Annotated in this window: 13 protein-coding genes and 2 pseudogenes; 6 read left to right on the forward strand and 9 right to left on the reverse strand. The window is 53.2% G+C overall.

The window, feature by feature from the left end:
• Nucleotides 1-216 precede the first annotated feature (216 nt).
• Entirely contained in the window at nucleotides 217-2,898 is a 2,682-nt protein-coding gene (gene fdhF / locus PHC90_12255) for a formate dehydrogenase subunit alpha (GenBank protein MDD3847114.1), read from the reverse strand.
• A gap of 291 nt (nucleotides 2,899-3,189) precedes the next feature.
• Here fdhF and PHC90_12260 point away from each other — a divergent pair, with 291 nt between their 5' ends.
• Nucleotides 3,190-3,957, forward strand: a complete 768-nt coding sequence (locus tag PHC90_12260; protein ID MDD3847115.1) for an MBL fold metallo-hydrolase — start codon at nucleotides 3,190-3,192, stop codon at nucleotides 3,955-3,957.
• A gap of 57 nt (nucleotides 3,958-4,014) precedes the next feature.
• Here PHC90_12260 and PHC90_12265 read toward each other — a convergent pair whose 3' ends face one another.
• The 3 genes from PHC90_12265 to PHC90_12275 form a co-directional block, all read right to left on the reverse strand.
• Nucleotides 4,015-4,917, reverse strand: a complete 903-nt coding sequence (locus PHC90_12265; GenBank protein MDD3847116.1) for an ATP-binding protein — start codon at nucleotides 4,915-4,917, stop codon at nucleotides 4,015-4,017.
• Nucleotides 4,917-5,366, reverse strand: a complete 450-nt coding sequence (locus PHC90_12270) for a DUF2507 domain-containing protein (GenBank protein ID MDD3847117.1) — start codon at nucleotides 5,364-5,366, stop codon at nucleotides 4,917-4,919. The genes PHC90_12265 and PHC90_12270 overlap by 1 nt, the downstream gene beginning before the upstream one ends.
• 64 nt (nucleotides 5,367-5,430) lie before the next feature.
• A complete protein-coding gene (locus PHC90_12275) occupies nucleotides 5,431-6,234 on the reverse strand; it encodes an inositol monophosphatase family protein (GenBank protein MDD3847118.1) in 804 nt (267 codons plus the stop codon).
• A 74-nt stretch (nucleotides 6,235-6,308) separates the two neighbouring features.
• On the opposite strand from PHC90_12275, the gene PHC90_12280 reads away from it, so the two are divergent.
• The 4 genes from PHC90_12280 to PHC90_12295 all read left to right on the forward strand — a co-directional run bounded on the left by PHC90_12280 (nucleotide 6,309) and on the right by PHC90_12295 (nucleotide 10,838).
• Nucleotides 6,309-7,328, forward strand: a complete 1,020-nt coding sequence (locus PHC90_12280) for a DUF4931 domain-containing protein (GenBank protein MDD3847119.1) — start codon at nucleotides 6,309-6,311, stop codon at nucleotides 7,326-7,328.
• 360 nt (nucleotides 7,329-7,688) lie between these two features.
• Entirely contained in the window at nucleotides 7,689-9,776 is a 2,088-nt protein-coding gene (nrdD, locus tag PHC90_12285; protein ID MDD3847120.1) for an anaerobic ribonucleoside-triphosphate reductase, read from the forward strand.
• 38 nt (nucleotides 9,777-9,814) lie between these two features.
• Complete coding sequence (locus PHC90_12290) at nucleotides 9,815-10,078, forward strand: glutaredoxin domain-containing protein (GenBank protein ID MDD3847121.1); 264 nt, start codon at nucleotides 9,815-9,817, stop codon at nucleotides 10,076-10,078.
• The gene (locus tag PHC90_12295) at nucleotides 10,059-10,838 is read left to right on the forward strand and encodes an anaerobic ribonucleoside-triphosphate reductase activating protein (GenBank protein ID MDD3847122.1); all 780 of its coding nucleotides are present in this window, start codon (nucleotides 10,059-10,061) and stop codon (nucleotides 10,836-10,838) included. Before PHC90_12290 ends, PHC90_12295 begins: the two co-directional genes overlap by 20 nt.
• Nucleotides 10,839-10,916: 78 nt before the next feature.
• On the opposite strand, the pseudogene rpoD reads toward PHC90_12295, so the two are convergent.
• Together rpoD and PHC90_12305 are read right to left on the reverse strand one after the other, a co-directional pair.
• Nucleotides 10,917-11,654 (reverse strand): annotated as a pseudogene (gene rpoD, locus PHC90_12300) (RNA polymerase sigma factor RpoD).
• 438 nt (nucleotides 11,655-12,092) lie between these two features.
• Nucleotides 12,093-12,434: pseudogene (locus PHC90_12305) on the reverse strand (RNA polymerase sigma factor region1.1 domain-containing protein).
• A gap of 231 nt (nucleotides 12,435-12,665) precedes the next feature.
• Here PHC90_12305 and PHC90_12310 point away from each other — a divergent pair.
• Nucleotides 12,666-13,121 (forward strand): universal stress protein, encoded by a 456-nt coding sequence (locus PHC90_12310; protein MDD3847123.1) that lies wholly within the window; start codon nucleotides 12,666-12,668, stop codon nucleotides 13,119-13,121.
• On the opposite strand, the gene radA is transcribed toward PHC90_12310, so the two are convergent.
• The 3 genes from radA to PHC90_12325 form a co-directional block, all read right to left on the reverse strand.
• A complete protein-coding gene (radA, locus tag PHC90_12315) occupies nucleotides 13,108-14,460 on the reverse strand; it encodes a DNA repair protein RadA (GenBank protein ID MDD3847124.1) in 1,353 nt (450 codons plus the stop codon). The two genes, PHC90_12310 and radA, sit on opposite strands and share 14 nt — an antisense overlap.
• Before the next feature lies 1 nt (nucleotide 14,461).
• Complete coding sequence (locus PHC90_12320) at nucleotides 14,462-15,259, reverse strand: sugar phosphate isomerase/epimerase (GenBank protein MDD3847125.1); 798 nt, start codon at nucleotides 15,257-15,259, stop codon at nucleotides 14,462-14,464.
• Nucleotides 15,256-15,521 (reverse strand): M24 family metallopeptidase (locus PHC90_12325; protein MDD3847126.1); only part of this gene is annotated, 266 nt, incomplete at its 5' end. The genes PHC90_12320 and PHC90_12325, both read right to left, overlap by 4 nt.

Consider the following 15,521-nt stretch of genomic DNA (forward strand, 5'->3'; position numbering starts at 1 on the left):
CCTCTTTTGATATTGCGAGATTGATAATGGCTGCAAAATCCTTGCTTTCCATAAGACCTCCCCCTTTTTTTGTTCTGTCTATAGCATGGCACATTAACTGTGCGCGCGCAAGACCCGGAAAGACAGATTCCTCTGTGGAGAATGCAAAAAAAGAAGCCCCCGAGAAGTGTGATCGGGGGCTTCTTCCAATGTTCCGTTTAACTATATCTCAGTATCCTACAGTTTCTCCAGGGCAACCGCACAGGCCTTGTATTCGGCCGTCAGCGTTACCGGGTCGTACACCGCGTTGGTTAGCCAGTTGGCTGATCCCTCCCGGAAATGGAAGGACATCCAGACCATGCCGGGCGGCACCTGTTTGGTGACCTTTGCCCGGACCTCCACCTCGCCGCGGCGCGACCGGACTTTTATACGTTCGTCCGGCTGAATACCAAGCTTTTCTGCGTCGGCGATGGAAATGTCGGCGGTCTCTTCGGGCATGAGGAAGTCCATTCCCGACCGTCCGGTCTGAGTCCTGGTATGATACTGGAAGAGCCTGCGGCCTGTGCTCAGGACGAAGGGGTATTCCTTGTCGGGAACCTCCGCGGGTGCTTTCCAGTCGACAGGGTTGAATACGCCCTTGCCGTGGGTGAAAACGCCGTCACGGTGCAGGAAAGCCGTGCCCGGGTGGTCCGTATTGGGGCAGGGCCACTGAAGGCCGTCATTTTCGATGCGGCTGTATTTAATGCCGCCCTGCGCCGGGGCAAGCACGGAAACCTCATTGTCCCATATCTCGGGGCCGCTGTTCGATGTCCATTCGTGGCCCATTCTTTTCGCGATCTCTTTGAAGATCCACCAGTTCGGCTTTGCGTCGCCGGGGGCGTTCTTGACCTTGCGGACGCGGTTCACCCTTCTCTCGCTGCTTGTGAAGGTCCCGTCATCCTCGCACCATGAGGCTGCCGGAAGAATGACGTGGGCAAAGCGGGTGGTCTCCGTCGGGAAGATGTCCTGGCAGACCAGGAATTCGGCGGAGGACAGTTCATGCTCGACCTTTTTGATATCGGGCTCGGTATTCGCGAGGTTTTCGCCGAAGACGTAGAAAGCCCTGACCTTCTTATCGACAAGCCCTTCCATCATCTGGGGCATCATCATGCCGTTATTCTCCGGCAGCTTCTCGACATTCCAGGCCTTCGCGAACTTTTCCCGCATGGCCGCGTCGATGACCTTCTGATAGCCGGGGAAGACATTTGGCAATGCCCCCATGTCGCATGCGCCCTGGACGTTGTTCTGGCCGCGCAGCGGGTTGACACCCGCGGACGGCATTCCCATGTTCCCGAGGAGCAGCTGGAGATTGGCGGTGCTCATTACGTTATCTTTGCCTGTCGTATGCTCCGTGATCCCGAGGGTGTAGCAAAGCATGGCAGGTTTGATGGCGGCAAGCATATGGGCGACGTTGCGGATCGTTTCCGCATCGACGCCGGAGATCTCGGCGGCCCGTTCGGGCGGGTATTCCGCCACCTTGGCCTTAAAGGCATCAAAGTTTTCGCACCTGTTCTCGACAAAGTCCTTGTCGTAGAGACCTTCAGCGATGATGACGTTCATGAGTCCGTTGAGGAACGCGATATCACTGCCGACCTTGATCTGGCAGTGAATGTCGGCCAGTTTTGCCAGGGGCTGCTTCCGGGGGTCGACTACGATGAGCTTTGCTCCCTTGCGGAGGGCATTTTTCAAAAACGTAGAAGCGACCGGGTGTGCCTCTGTCATATTTGTGCCGATGCAAAGGAACATCTTTGCGTCAGCGAATTCACCAAAGGAATTTGTCATTGCTCCGGAACCAAATGATTGCGCCAGACCGGCGACGGTTGGCGCGTGTCAGGTTCGAGCGCAGTGATCGATATTATTCGTGCCGATCACCGCGCGAAACAATTTTTGCATCTGGTAGGAATCTTCATTTATGCTGCGGGCGCAACTGACGCCTGCTATGGCATCGGGGCCGCTCTCCGCTATTATCTGCTTGAATTTCGTTGCTACGAGATCAAGGGCTTCATCCCAGGAGGCTTCGCGAAAAGACCCGTTCTCCCGTATCAGGGGGGTGGTCAGCCTGTCCTGAGAATAGATGAAATCGTAGCCGAAGCGCCCCTTTACACAGAGCCTTCCCTTGTTCGGCGCCGCGTCTTCCACGGCCTTGATCCGGACTATCTTCTCTCCCTTGACCTGCAGTTCGAGCTGACAGCCGACTCCACAATAGGGGCAGGTGGTGCGCACTTTCCTGGTTTCCCAGGCGCGTCCCAGGCCTTGTGCCTTCTTTTCCGTCAGGGCCCCGACAGGGCATGCCTGAACACACTGTCCGCAGAAAACACAATTGCTGTCCTGGAGAAGACTATCGTAAGCGGCGGCTATCTTTGTATCGAAGCCTCTATTGGTCGCCTTGATGGCCTCTATCTCCTGGACCTCGCTGCAGACGCGAACGCACTTGAGGCACAGGATACACTTGTTGTAGTCCCGCACGATGAATGGGTTGGAAGTATCAACGGGGTAATTGTATCTCTCTCCTTCCATACGGGAGGCGGTAACTCCCAGTTCGTAGGCCAGATTCTGAAGCGTACAGTCTCCTGTCTTTTCACACGTCATACAGTCCAGCGGGTGGCACGATACCAGGAGTTCAACGATAAAGCGCCGGGCGGCCAGAACGCGCTCGGTGTCGGTCTTGACCACCATACCTTCAGTTGCCGGAGCCGAACAGGCAGCCACGAGGTTGCGCATGCCTTCGACCTCAACCACACAGATACGGCAAGCCCCGGTCGGGGTCAGATCCGCCAGGTAGCAGAGAGTAGGGATATAGAACCCGTTAACTCTTGCCACTTCGAGAATTGTTTGCCCCTCTACTGCCTCACAAGTTTTTCCGTTGATCGTGATTTTCATCAAACTTCCTCCTTATAACCCCTCCGTTATTATTATTAGATTACGCAATGGTACGAACTCGGCATTTTTCGTTATTAATGATAATATTAAAACATAACTAAACGACAGAAAACCACCATAATTTACAAAAAAGATATTAAAAAAAGTGGCGTTTCACGCTACGATGCGGCCCGGTGACCTAAAGGGCAAATTGACAACCTCCCGGGCCTTCTCTAGAATAGAAGTGACGAAAATTGGAAGCGCCGGACAGGACGCAGCAGCCCGTCTGGCGGATCAGCAGAAAAGGCAGGAATGATGGAAGGATCCATAAAGTTCTTTGGGACCGGCGGCGCCCGGTTCGTGGCGCTGAAGCAGCTTCGGGCCACGGGCGGTATGTGGCTCAATTACAGGAAAACGAACCTTTACATTGACCCCGGTCCCGGCGCGATCGTCCGGATCCGGTCATCAAAGGAGCCTTACGAACCGTCCCTTCTCGACGGGATCGTCATCACCCACAAACACATGGACCATGCCAATGATGTCAACATCCTCATCGAATCCATGACTGAAGGCGGATTCAAGAAGAGGGGGACGCTGTTTTGCCCTGAAGATGCCCTGGCCACCGACCCGGTGGTCTTCAATTTCGCGAGAAAATACCTTGACAGGGTGGTCTTCCTTCGAGAGGGCGGCGAGTATACCCTGGGGGACATACACTTCCGAACCCCCGTCAGGCATAAACATCCCGTCGAGACCTACGGGCTTTTGTTTCAGCTCAATAAGACCATCGGGCTCATCGCCGACACGAGATTCTTCCCGGGTCTTGCGGCCCATTACCGGGCGCAGCACCTCATCATCAATGTCCTCAGGCTGAAACCCATCGAGAACCACGAGATTATCGAGCACCTCGCCCTGAAGGACGTCCGGGCCATCATCGAAGAGGTACGTCCCGAAACCGCCATCCTTACCCACTTCGGCATGCACATCATCAACGAGGGGCCATCGCTCCTGGCGAAGAAGCTTGCGAAAGAGACCGGAGTGAAAGTAATAGCGGGACGGGACGGAATGAAGTGGGAATTCTAGAGACAGGTGATAGGTGATAGGGAAGAGGCTGGTTCATGCAAGCGGATTTGCCGCCCGTCACCTATCACCTGTTTTTATTAGTGGCAGGAGCATCCTGAAGGTGCTGCCTTTGCCGGGCGTGGTTTGTATGTCGATGGAGCCGCCGTTTGCTTCGAGGAGCCTCTTGCTCAGGGGAAGCCCGAGGCCGGTGCCTTCCCCCCGGGCCTTGGTCGTGAAGAATGGCTCGAAGATCCTCCCCAATGTCTCTTCATCGATGCCGCCGCCCTCATCGGCGACAGATATGAAACCGAAACCATTCTGTTTTCCCGATGATATCTTGATGATGCCGCCATTCGGCATGGATTGCGCGGCATTGTTGATGAGATTGACGAGCGCCTGCTGGATATGGATCGTGTCGATGTGGACGATAGCCGGTTCGGGGCTTCGCAAGACCTCGACGCCTACGTTCTTGAACCGGGTAAGGTGGTGTTCCATGAAGAGGACGGTGTCCTCGACGATGTCATTGAGGTCGTATTCTTCCGTCTTCGGTTCGTCCATCCGGGAGAAATCGAGGAGTTTCGCGAGCACCTTCGCGAGGCGTCCCGCTTCCTTCTCTATCAACCCGGCATTACGCCCGACCTTAACGGTGTCCTCTTCATTGGATATCCTTTTTGCGAAACCCTGGATGGCAATAAGGGGGTTCTTGATCTCGTGGGCAATGGAACCGGCGAGCTCTCCCAGTGAGGAAAGCTTGTTTGCCCGCACCAGTTGTGCCTCAAAACCCTTTATACGCTCTTCGCGGATGCGGAGGGTCTTCAGCTTGTCATTGAGGGCAACGTAGACCTCGTTGAGCTCCTCTATGTTCTTTTCAAGGAGGATGTTGCGTGCCCTGGAAAGGCTTCTTTCCTCTTCAAGGGCGATCTCGAGGTCTCTGACCCGGTTCGCGACTCGTTTCTGCACCTGTTTGTTCCGGGTCGTCATCAGTAGAGAAAAACCTCGAACTCGCAATAGTTGAAACCTGCGGACCAGCTCTTCGTCTGTGTCGACTTCGCCTTCTTGCCGTGGACGTTTTCGAGAAGCCCCGCTATGATCCCGCTCTCCATATCGCAGAACATTTCGCCTGTATAGGTGAAACCCGCGCAGGTGATGCATTCGAAGAGTTTCACTGTGATGTGGTCCTCGTCGACGATGACCGCCTCAGGGATACCGACCTTCAACTGCCGGATCGTCTCTGCAAACTCCTCCATGGTTCCCGCCGGAAGCATGTTCCCGACCTGTTTTCCCATCATGTAGAGGGTGGCTCCCGATGTCTCCCCCAGGATGCTGCGCATGCCGATTATCCGCAGGATACGGAAAAGGAGGATCGGTACCTCGTCCCCCAGTTCAGGCCGCACAATGTTCTTGATGTCGTCGACGAGATATTCTTTCATGTGATGTCCTCCCCCGATCCTTCCCTTTTTACCCCGGGAATACATGCCCGGTCCCGCCATGCCGTTATGAGATGGTTCGGTCTTCGGCTGAAGGCAGGCCCTTTCCGATGATCCCCGTCATCGTCTCGTGGATGAGGCCATTTGAGGCGATGACCCCGCCTCCATAGATGCTGAATGCTCCGCCGTCAAGGCTCGAGATAGCCCCCCCGGCCTCTTCGACGATGAGTGCCCCGGCGGCAAGGTCCCAGGGATTCAGATATATCTCCCAGAAACCGTCGAATCGCCCGCATGCCACGTAGCTGAGATTCAGGGCCGCCGAACCGTCTCTGCGCACAGCCTGTGCCTCGTAGAGGAATTGTATGAAATGATTGATGTTGTTGTCGGGGTTGGTGGTGATGTCGTAGGGGAACCCGGTGCTGAGCAGCGATGCCTTGAGATTCTGCACCGATGAGACCTTGATCCTGTTGCCGTTGAGATAGGCCCCTTTCCCCCGGGCAGCAAAAAAGAGCTCATCCATCATGGGATTGTAGACCACACCTGCGACGACACTGCCCTTTACCTCGTATGCGATGGAGGTGCAGAAAAAAGGATACCCGTGGGCATAGTTGGTGGTGCCGTCGATGGGATCCACGATCCACCTGTTCTTGTTCCCTTCAAAGCGGTTGGCCTTTTCCTCGGCGATAATGTCGTCCTCGGGGAAGCTTTCCCTTATCATGGATATGATCATTTCCTGACAGGCTATGTCAGCATCGGTGACGAGGTTTATCTCGCCCTTGTGATGGATGGCGAACCCTTCCTTGAGGGATTCCCTTTGTATTTTTCCCGACGCGAGCGCCATTTCGACAGCGGTCTGTAAAGGGTCTTTCATTATGTAATTCTAATCGATAATTTCTTCTATTTGCAAGGGAACAGTGCGTTGATGCAGGAGAGTTGATAAAGCAGATGAACGGTAAATTGACAACAGTGGGGTTCTGGTCTATTATTTCCGAAATGGCAGAACTAAGGCGAGATCCTCTTACGGGAAGCTGGGTCGTCGTGGGTTATGGTGGATCGAAGTCGAGCGGAACGGGTGTTTGCCCTTTCTGTCCCGGCCACGAATCGCTGACGCCCCCTATCATCCGTGAGTACACAAACGACCGCGGCGACTGGCTGGTGCGCTGCTTTCCGGCATCGAATCCCATCTTTGTGATAGAGGTTGCGGAAGACAGACGAGGCGAGGGTCTGTACGACAAGATGGGCAATGTCGGGGCCCATGAGATAATCGTGGAGAGCAGGTCCCATTCCCGGACCATGGCGATGTACGACAAGGCGGAATTGCAGCTCGTGCTGGATATGTACCGGGATCGGATACTCGATCTCAAGGGCGATGCCCGGTTCAAGCACGTGCAGGTATTTAAGAACCATGGCGAGCTTGCGGGGTCCTATATCCTCCACCCCCATTCCCATGTACTGGCCACGCCGATCGTACCGTCGCGAGCTTCCCGGCAGGTCATCACGACCCGGAACCACTTTGTCCAGAAGGAGAGATGCCTTCTTTGTGATATCATCAACCAGGAGATACGCCAGGGCAAGAGACTTGTGAGCATGAACAGGAGCTTCGTTGCCATTTGTCCCTTTGCATCGCGGTTCTCCTACGAAACCTGGATCGTGCCGAGATTCCACGAAGCGAATTATGAGAGCCTCACTGCCCGGGCCGTCATGGATGACCTTGCGGACATGCTGCTCGACATAATGAGGCGCGTCGAGCAGTTCACCAACGCGTACACCATGGAGATCCATACATCGCCCAACACCGCATTCGCCGAAGCCCACGGGGACGATCTTCCCTTCCGTGAATACTATCACTGGCACATAGAGATCCTGCCGAGGGATTTCCGGTCGTCGAAGTACAAGCGGGAGGATGAGTTCGCCGTCTCGTCCATAACGCCTGAAGAGGCTGCGGAGTCCATGAAAGCCCAGTAACGCGGGGCGCCTGTCTCACCCTGGAGCGATCGGAGTTTCCTGGTTCGCCCATCATGTACATGGTTTCCAGCGATGGGGATCTTTTTTAGGGGGAATAATGAGAAAGCTCTTGAACAAATAGTTCTATGTATAAAATTTTCAAAAAACATTCAGGGGAAACGAGCCGGGAACAAATCCAAAAAAGGTCTTGACAACTGCAGGGATGCTCAGGTAAAAAGTACTACATGTAGTATGGATATTTAGTTAACATACTATATGTAGTGTTTTGGAGGGGGGTTTGCACTACCATCGCATTTCAGGAAGTATCACCTGTTTTAACAAGACGAGCCGCATAAGCACTTAATTTTGATAGGGGGATGCATGGAAACAACGGATCTGAATTTATTTGTCAGGACCTCAGAAGAAAGTATTTCCGGATGGGACCGATCGAAGATCGTTGATGCGCTCATCAGGGAAACACTGATCGACCGAGATACGGCCGGTGAGATCAGCAAGGAAGTAGAACAGATGATCAGGCGATCCGGGATCGAGGTCATCACCGCTCCTCTTATCAGGGAACTTGTCAATGCGAGATTGATAGAGAAGGGGCTTGAGAGCTCCCGAAAGATGCATACCAGGCTCGGCATGCCTCTCTATGACGTAGACAGCCTCATCCTTCATCCCAACAAGGAGAACGCCAACGTACCCCATGGCCCGGAGGCCACCAACCTGACCCTCGCGGAAGGCATCAAGAAGGAATATGCGCTGTTGTCCGTCTTTTCGCAGGAGGTGGCCGACGCCCACATGAACGGGGATATACACCTCCACGACCTGGGCTTTATCGACAGGCCGTACTGCAGCGGTCAATCCCTCGAATATATCAAGAAGTTTGGTCTCGATCTGCCTCATTCCCTTTCCATGGCGAAGCCTGCAAAGCATGCCGAGGTTCTTCTTGCCCATCTCGTCAAATTTGCCGCGGCCCTGCAGAGCCATTTCGCGGGCGCCATCGGCTGGGACGCCATAAACATCTTCTTCGCGCCCTATATCGAGGGAATGAGCGACGACGACGTAAAGCAGCTTGCCCAGATGCTTATTTTCGAATTCTCCCAGCAGGCGGTGGCAAGGGGAGGCCAGGCGATCTTTACGGATATAAACATTTACTGGGAGATACCAAAGCATTTCGTCACCGTTCCGGCCATCGGCCCCAGCGGTAAATTTACCGGCAAGACTTATGGGGAGTATGAAAAAGAGGCCCAGCGCTTTGCCTGGAAGCTCTTCGAGGTCTACAAGGAAGGCGACGGGGCAGGGCGCCCCTTCTTCTTCCCGAAACCCATTGTCCACATTACCGAGAAATTCTTCCATACAGACGGCCACATGGATTTCCTCAACCTCATCTCCGATGTCGCATCCGACAAGGGCAACACCTATTACGTCTTTGACAGGGGTGAGACGGCAAAGATATCCGAATGCTGCCGCCTAAGCTTCAAGCTTGAAGAGAGCGACCTTCTTGATGCAAGGGAACCCTGGCGGATGCGCTATTGCGCTCTTCAAAACGTGTCCCTCAATCTGCCGCGGCTTGCCTATATGGCGAAGAACGACGACACGAAACTCTTCAACCTCATCACGGAGAAGTTTGTCCTTGCCATAAAGGCCCATAAGGAAAAAAGGGCTTTTATGGAGAAGCTGCTTTCCCTTGGGGAGAATGGGCCGCTCGCACTTCTCACAATGAATCGGGACGGGATGCCTTATCTCAGGTTCAACCTTGCATCGCATCTCATCGGCATGGTGGGCCTCAACGAGATGGTGCAGATACATACCGGCGAGGAGATGCATGATTCAAAACGGGCATTGAAGTTCGGTATCAAGGCCATAGCCCACATGAACCTCCTTACGGAGAAGATACGGCGGCAGGAGAACATGAAGATCGTCCTGGAGCAGACCCCGGCGGAGAGCACGAGCTACCGGTTTGCCCGTCTCGACCTTCGGTATTTCTCGCCCCACGCTGGCAGGATCATGAAAGGCGACATTGCCTCCGGTGAGGTCTACTACACGAATTCAACGCATCTCAACGTCAAGCATGCCATGAATCCCATAGAAAGGGTGACCACAGAGGGGCTCTTTCATCCTCTCATCGAGGCAGGCTCGATATCTCACGTCTGGCTTGGAGAGGCGCAGCCATCCAAAGAGGCCATCTCCGACTTCGTCATCAAGACATTCAAGCATACGACAAATGACCAGATCGCCTTCTCACCGGAATTCACGACATGCAACAAATGCCACAGAACGGGACGGGGTCTTGCAGACACTTGCTCATACTGTGGCTCCACCGATGTGGATGGTATTACAAGGATCACCGGCTACTTTACAAAGGTATCAAGCTGGAACAAGGGCAAACTGGGAGAACTCAAGGACCGCTATCGCAATGCGGAATTCTTCTCCGAAAAGCGCAAAGTGGCTGCCAACGACTAGAAATATTAAGGATTCCTGCAAAACTCAAGGAGGGGGCTATGGGGATAGTGAAGATATTTTACAAGGATGATTGTCCGATGTGTCCAATGGCGAAGCAACTGAAGGACCATCTTCGGGAGAAGAACGTTACCGTTGATGATTTCAACGTCGGAACAATGGAAGGCCTTGCCGAGGCGACATTCTACCGTGTCATGGCGTTGCCGACCATCCTTGTTGAAGACGAATCAGAGAATTCTCTTGGCGAATGGAGGGGCAACGTGCCTCACATCGACGAGGTGCTCAGTGCTGTTCAAGGCGCCTGATTACCCGGCTGTAAAAGGATTTATCGAAACGAGCTTCGTGGATTGGAAGGGGTGTCTTGCATCCGTTCTTTTTCTCGGCGGATGTAACTTCAGGTGCCCCTTTTGTCACAATCGCGATCTTGTCCTAAACCCCGGTGGGATTGAAGATGTGCCGATCGAGTACATCGTGGCGACCATAAGGAAGTACAGAGCTCAGTGGATTGACAAGATGGTCGTGACCGGCGGTGAGCCGACGATACATATGAATCTCTTTGGCCTGATCGGCATCTTGAAAAGAGAAGGCATGATGATCAAGCTCGACACCAACGGTTCGAACCCATCGGTGATAAAGGGTCTCGTCAATGACGGCCTTGTAGATTGCATCGCCATGGATGTCAAGGGTCCCCTGGACCGCTATGCCCGGTGGTGCGGCATCAACGTGGACGACCGCAAGGTGCGCGAGAGCATAGACTTTATCATGGAATGCGGGATCGATTATTACTTCAGGATGACGGTGGTTCCCTTTCTTCACAGAGAAGAGGACGTCTACACCGTCGCAGATCATCTTCAGGGGGCGAAAGACCTCATCATCCAGACATTCAGGCCTGATATCACCCTGAATGCCGCTTTTTCCCGAATCAAACCCTTTACCCCCGATAAAATGGCTCAGATCAAGGCGAATGTTTCCGATATCATGTCGGGGAGCAGCATCAGGGAGCAGGAATACCGGCCAAAGCTGGGTATTGCCGGCGAGCCTGAACAGGAAAACCTGTACAATTAAGGGCAGGGGGTTTGGCGGACAGAAAGAAGGGCGGGTGGAGACCCCCGGCCTTTTTTGTTCCCTTAGCTCCGGCTTCCTCTATTCCAGGAAGCTTTCCAATCTCTTTCGGCGTGAAGGATGTTTCAGTTTGCGCAGGGCCTTCGCCTCTATCTGGCGGATTCGCTCGCGGGTGAGGCCAAATACTTCGCCAACCTCCTCGAGAGTGTAATCGGTCTTTTCGCCGATGCCGAGCCTCATCCGGATGACCTTCTCTTCGCGCGGAGTGAGTGTGGAGAGGACCTTGTCGATCTCCTCCTTGAGGGAGATGCTGACAAGCTCGTTGAAGGGCGACGGTGATTTCGGGTCCGCAATGAAGTCTCCGAGCTTCGATTCGTCATCGCCGATGGGGGTTTCAATGGAAATGGGCTCGTTTGAGACCTTCATGATCTTCCGTACCTTTTCAAGGGGAAGACCGGCCTTCAAGGAGATCTCGTCGAGATTCGGTTCCCGCCCGAGTTCCTGAAACAAGGAGATTGTGACCTTCGTTATTTTGTTCATAGTCTCGAGGACATGAACGGGGACCCTGATCGTCCGTGCGTAGTCAGCTATCGCTCGGGTGATGGCCTGCCGGATCCACCACGTCGAGTAGGTGGAGAACTTGTATCCCTTCTGGTAATCGTACTTTTCAGCCGCCTTCATGAGGCCCATGTTTCCTTCCTGAATAAGGTCCAGGAAGGAAAGTCCCCTGTTGAGATATTTCTTCGCAATATTGATAACGAGCCTCAGGTTGGCCTGTATCAGGCGGTTCTTGACCGTTTTCAGACCATTCTCGATCTGACCGATCTCCATGAGCCTCTTTTTAACCTTCCGCGCGTCCTTATCGTCCATGAACTTGAGCTGTCTTTGGAGCTTGCGGATGATCTCTTCCAGGATCTTCTTGTTGAGGTTGAGGTTTATGAGGTTCTCCTCGACCTTATTCTCAAGGGTTTTAAGCTTTTTCTCGTTGAGCTTTCTCGTTGCCTCGTTGACCTTGACGGAATTCCTTCTCAGTTCCTCTTTCTTTTGATGCTGGTTCCTGATGCTATTGATGAGGGATACCGTTTTCTTTCTGTATTTGTCCTCATCCTTCTTGGTGTAGTTCAGCTCATCGATGTTCTTGACCACATCGATTATGTTGATGGCTTCTTTCTTGAGAAGAGAAGCGATGTCCATGAGTTCCTGGATGGCGTGGGGAAGGTCGAACAGGAGATTCCTGATTATCCGCTCCCCATCCTCAATCCTCTTTGCGATCGTGTACTCCTCTTCCGAATTGAGCAGGGAGACCCTGCCGATGTCTTTGAGATAGGCCCAGATGATGTTATCGGTCCTCTCAGAGGGGAACCGCTCCATCTCGCCCCATTCCGAGGACTCCCCTTCCGTGGCGGCTTCCGTCTTCTCCTTGATCGTGTCGACTATGTCGATGTTGGATTCGGTAAGAAAGTCAAAGATATCTTCAATATCCTCGGGTGAAAAGATGTTCTGGGGCAGGTACTCATTGATTTCGTCAGGGGTCAGGTATCCCTTTTCAGTCCCGAGGTCTACGAGGTGCTGAATCTCACTATGGTTTTTAATGGTCATCTATTCTCCGGACAGTAAAAAATGCCCTAAGTTGTTGGTTCTAGGGCATTTTCTCAGATCATCCACGTGTCTACAGAGTAACTATAACAATTGACGGTTATTTTTGTCAAGGTCGATTTCGCGCGTTTGTGAATTTGCCCACGAAGGTATTTATCGGAGATATTTGAATTGACTAAAGAGGAGATGGATTATATAAGTGACTTATAATACGTCGGAGAGGAGGGGGTTACAATGTTCAAGAAGATACTTTGTCCCGTCGATTTCTCAAAATACACAAAAGATGTAGTGGCCTATGCCATCGATATCGCCAAAAAGTACGGCGCGGAACTCCATCTGCTTCACGTCATACCCAATCTTACCTATTTCACCCCTTACGAATCCTTCCTCACACCGGAAAATCTGGTAGCCGTGGAAAAGAACATCCAGGACGAGGTGGACAAGGAGTTTGCCGGTGTCCTGAGCCATGCGCATGGGGATATCAGAAAGGTTGTCAGGACGGGCGTCGCTTTTGTGGAGATCATTGACTACGCGAAAACCGAAGGGGTTGATCTCATCGTCATGGGTACTCACGGGCGCGGCGGCATCGAGCATATCCTCATTGGAAATGTGGCCGAGAAGGTAGTAAGGAAATCGCCCTGTCCGGTGATGACCATTCGACCCAAGGGGAAAGAGTTCAAGATGCCCTAGAGGCGGTTTCAGACTGCCCTATCTTCTTAAACAATTCCTTGAGATTTCGGATGGTTATTATCTCCATACCGTCGGAGCTGGCACCATCTGCGGGGCAGAAGATCCTCTTTATGCCGATACGCTGGCACTCCTTGATCCTCAGGTCCATGTTTACCGTCTTTCTAACCTCACCGGTGAGGCCCACCTCGCCGAAGAAAGCGGTTTGCTGGCCCAGGGTCACTTCCTTGTAGCTTGAAAGCAGGGATGCGGCTACAGCGAGGTCGATTGCTGGCTCGTTTACCTTCATGCCTCCCGTAACGTTCACGTAAATGTCCCTGTCGAAGAAAGGTTTCCCTACTGTCTTTTCGACAACGGAGACAAGGATGAAAAGGCGGTTCACGTCATAGCCGAGGGAAAGCCTTCTCGGAATGGAGAAGTTTGTCTTTTGCGTCAGGGCCTGAACTTCGAGGACGATGGGACGCGATCCGGTGATGTAAGGGAAAAGGCTGCTTCCTTCGCCGATCTCACCCCGTTGTGAGATGAAGAACTGGGAAGGGTTCTCGACGCTTATGAGACCATCCCCCGTCATCTGGAATATCCCCACCTCTTCGACGGCTCCGTATCTGTTCTTGATGGTTCTCAACATCCGGTAGGGGAGCATTTTATCACCTTCGAAGTAGAGGACCGTATCGACCATGTGTTCCAATATCTTGGGACCTGCTATGACGCCTTCCTTCGTGACGTGGCCTATGAAGATCAGGCTTGTATCGAGTGCCTTTGTTTCCATCGTGAGTCGCGAGGACACCTCCTTGACCTGGCCCATGCTTCCCGGCAGCATGGGAAGTTTGGGGTTGTAGACTGACTGAACGGAATCTACGATAGCCAGGGCATAGTGTTCCTCGGTGATCGCCGATACGATGTCATCGAGGTGATTGGTGGTGAGGAAGGCAAATCCCGCCTTGAGCCCCAGCCTTTTCTTACGGGATGCCAATTGCTTCAGGGATTCCTCTCCGGACACGTAGAGGATCTTCAGGCCCAGATCTGTCAGCTTTGCTGCCACCTCAAAGCAGAGCGTTGTCTTGCCTATCCCGGGGTCGCCGCCAAGGAGGATGGCCGACCCCGTGGTCATACCCCCGCCAAGGACGCGATCCATTTCGCCGATCCCCGTTGCGATCCTCTCCTCATCGGCAAGCTCTTCGTCGGAGAGAATGACAGGCCGCCGCGACTCTTTGCCATCGTCCTTTGCGGCGGGGGCAAATTCCTTGAAGGTGTCCCATCCCTGGCACATGGGGCACTTCCCCAGCCATTTCAAGGTTTCATATCCGCAGGCAGTGCAGGCAAAGAGGGTTTTTTTCGCCATATTACACCAGGGCCTCCCCTGTATGGAGCTTGATCAGCCGGAGCTGATACTCGATAAGCCTGATAAGCCACTCCCTTGTCTTTGGAAGCTCCCGGGGAGACACCTCGAAGGTTATCATGCCATCATAGCCCACCCTTCGAACGGTGTTGAGGAATCTGGCGATGGGGAGATCTCCTCTTCCGAGAAAGAGGTGGCTTTCGTGCTCACCGGAATCGCTGAGGTGGATGTTGCGCAGCCTTCCGGTTCGGAAGACCTTGATAAAAGGGGCAATGATATCCGCGCCGAAGCTGGCGAGATGGGTCGTGTCAAAAGTGAAATAGAGATTATGTTCCTCGCCGAAGGCGACAAGGTCGTTGATATCGTTGAGAATATACGAGGTGAGCATGAGATGCTTGCCTGCCCGGGGCATGTTTTCAATGGTGAGCGCGATATCGGCACAGTCGAGCTCTTTCTGAAAGTCATGAATGCTCTTGAGCCATCGGGCAAAGCCTATCTCCATCGTCAGCCACGCAGGGGGATGGAAATTGACAACGCTCGCCCCGAGGACGCGGGCGATGTCAATGGTCCTCTTCAGTTCGTCCACCTTTGTTCCCCATTTCTTCATCTTGAGAAATGGGGCGTGTATGGTATGGACGGGAAGTATTTCCATGCACGCCTGGACCCTGTCGAGGTAGCCGTCGCTCATGAAACGCTGGTCTATGACGAGCTCGCAGCCGTCAAAACCTCCCTCGCCGGCGAGGTAGAATATCTCCTCGATGGGAAGATGAAAAAGACATCCTGTGGAGAAAATGTATTTCATGCGATGATGATGCTGTCATCAATATCAGTGATTATCCGGCACTTTCCGTTCATAAAGTGGATGGTATTCTCGTAACCGCAGCAACCCTTCTTGGGGAAGACCATTTTTGGTTCGATGGCGAATACGGCGTCCTCCTCTATGGGATAGGTATGAGTGGCGGCTATGTAAGGAAACTCCGCGAGCTCAATACCGATACCGTGACCGAGAAACCTCACCTTGTGCGGCTTGTACCCCAGAAAATAGTCCCCGTAACCCAGTTTAT

The organism is Syntrophorhabdaceae bacterium (assembly GCA_028698615.1).
Lineage (GTDB): Bacteria > Desulfobacterota > Syntrophorhabdia > Syntrophorhabdales > Syntrophorhabdaceae > Delta-02.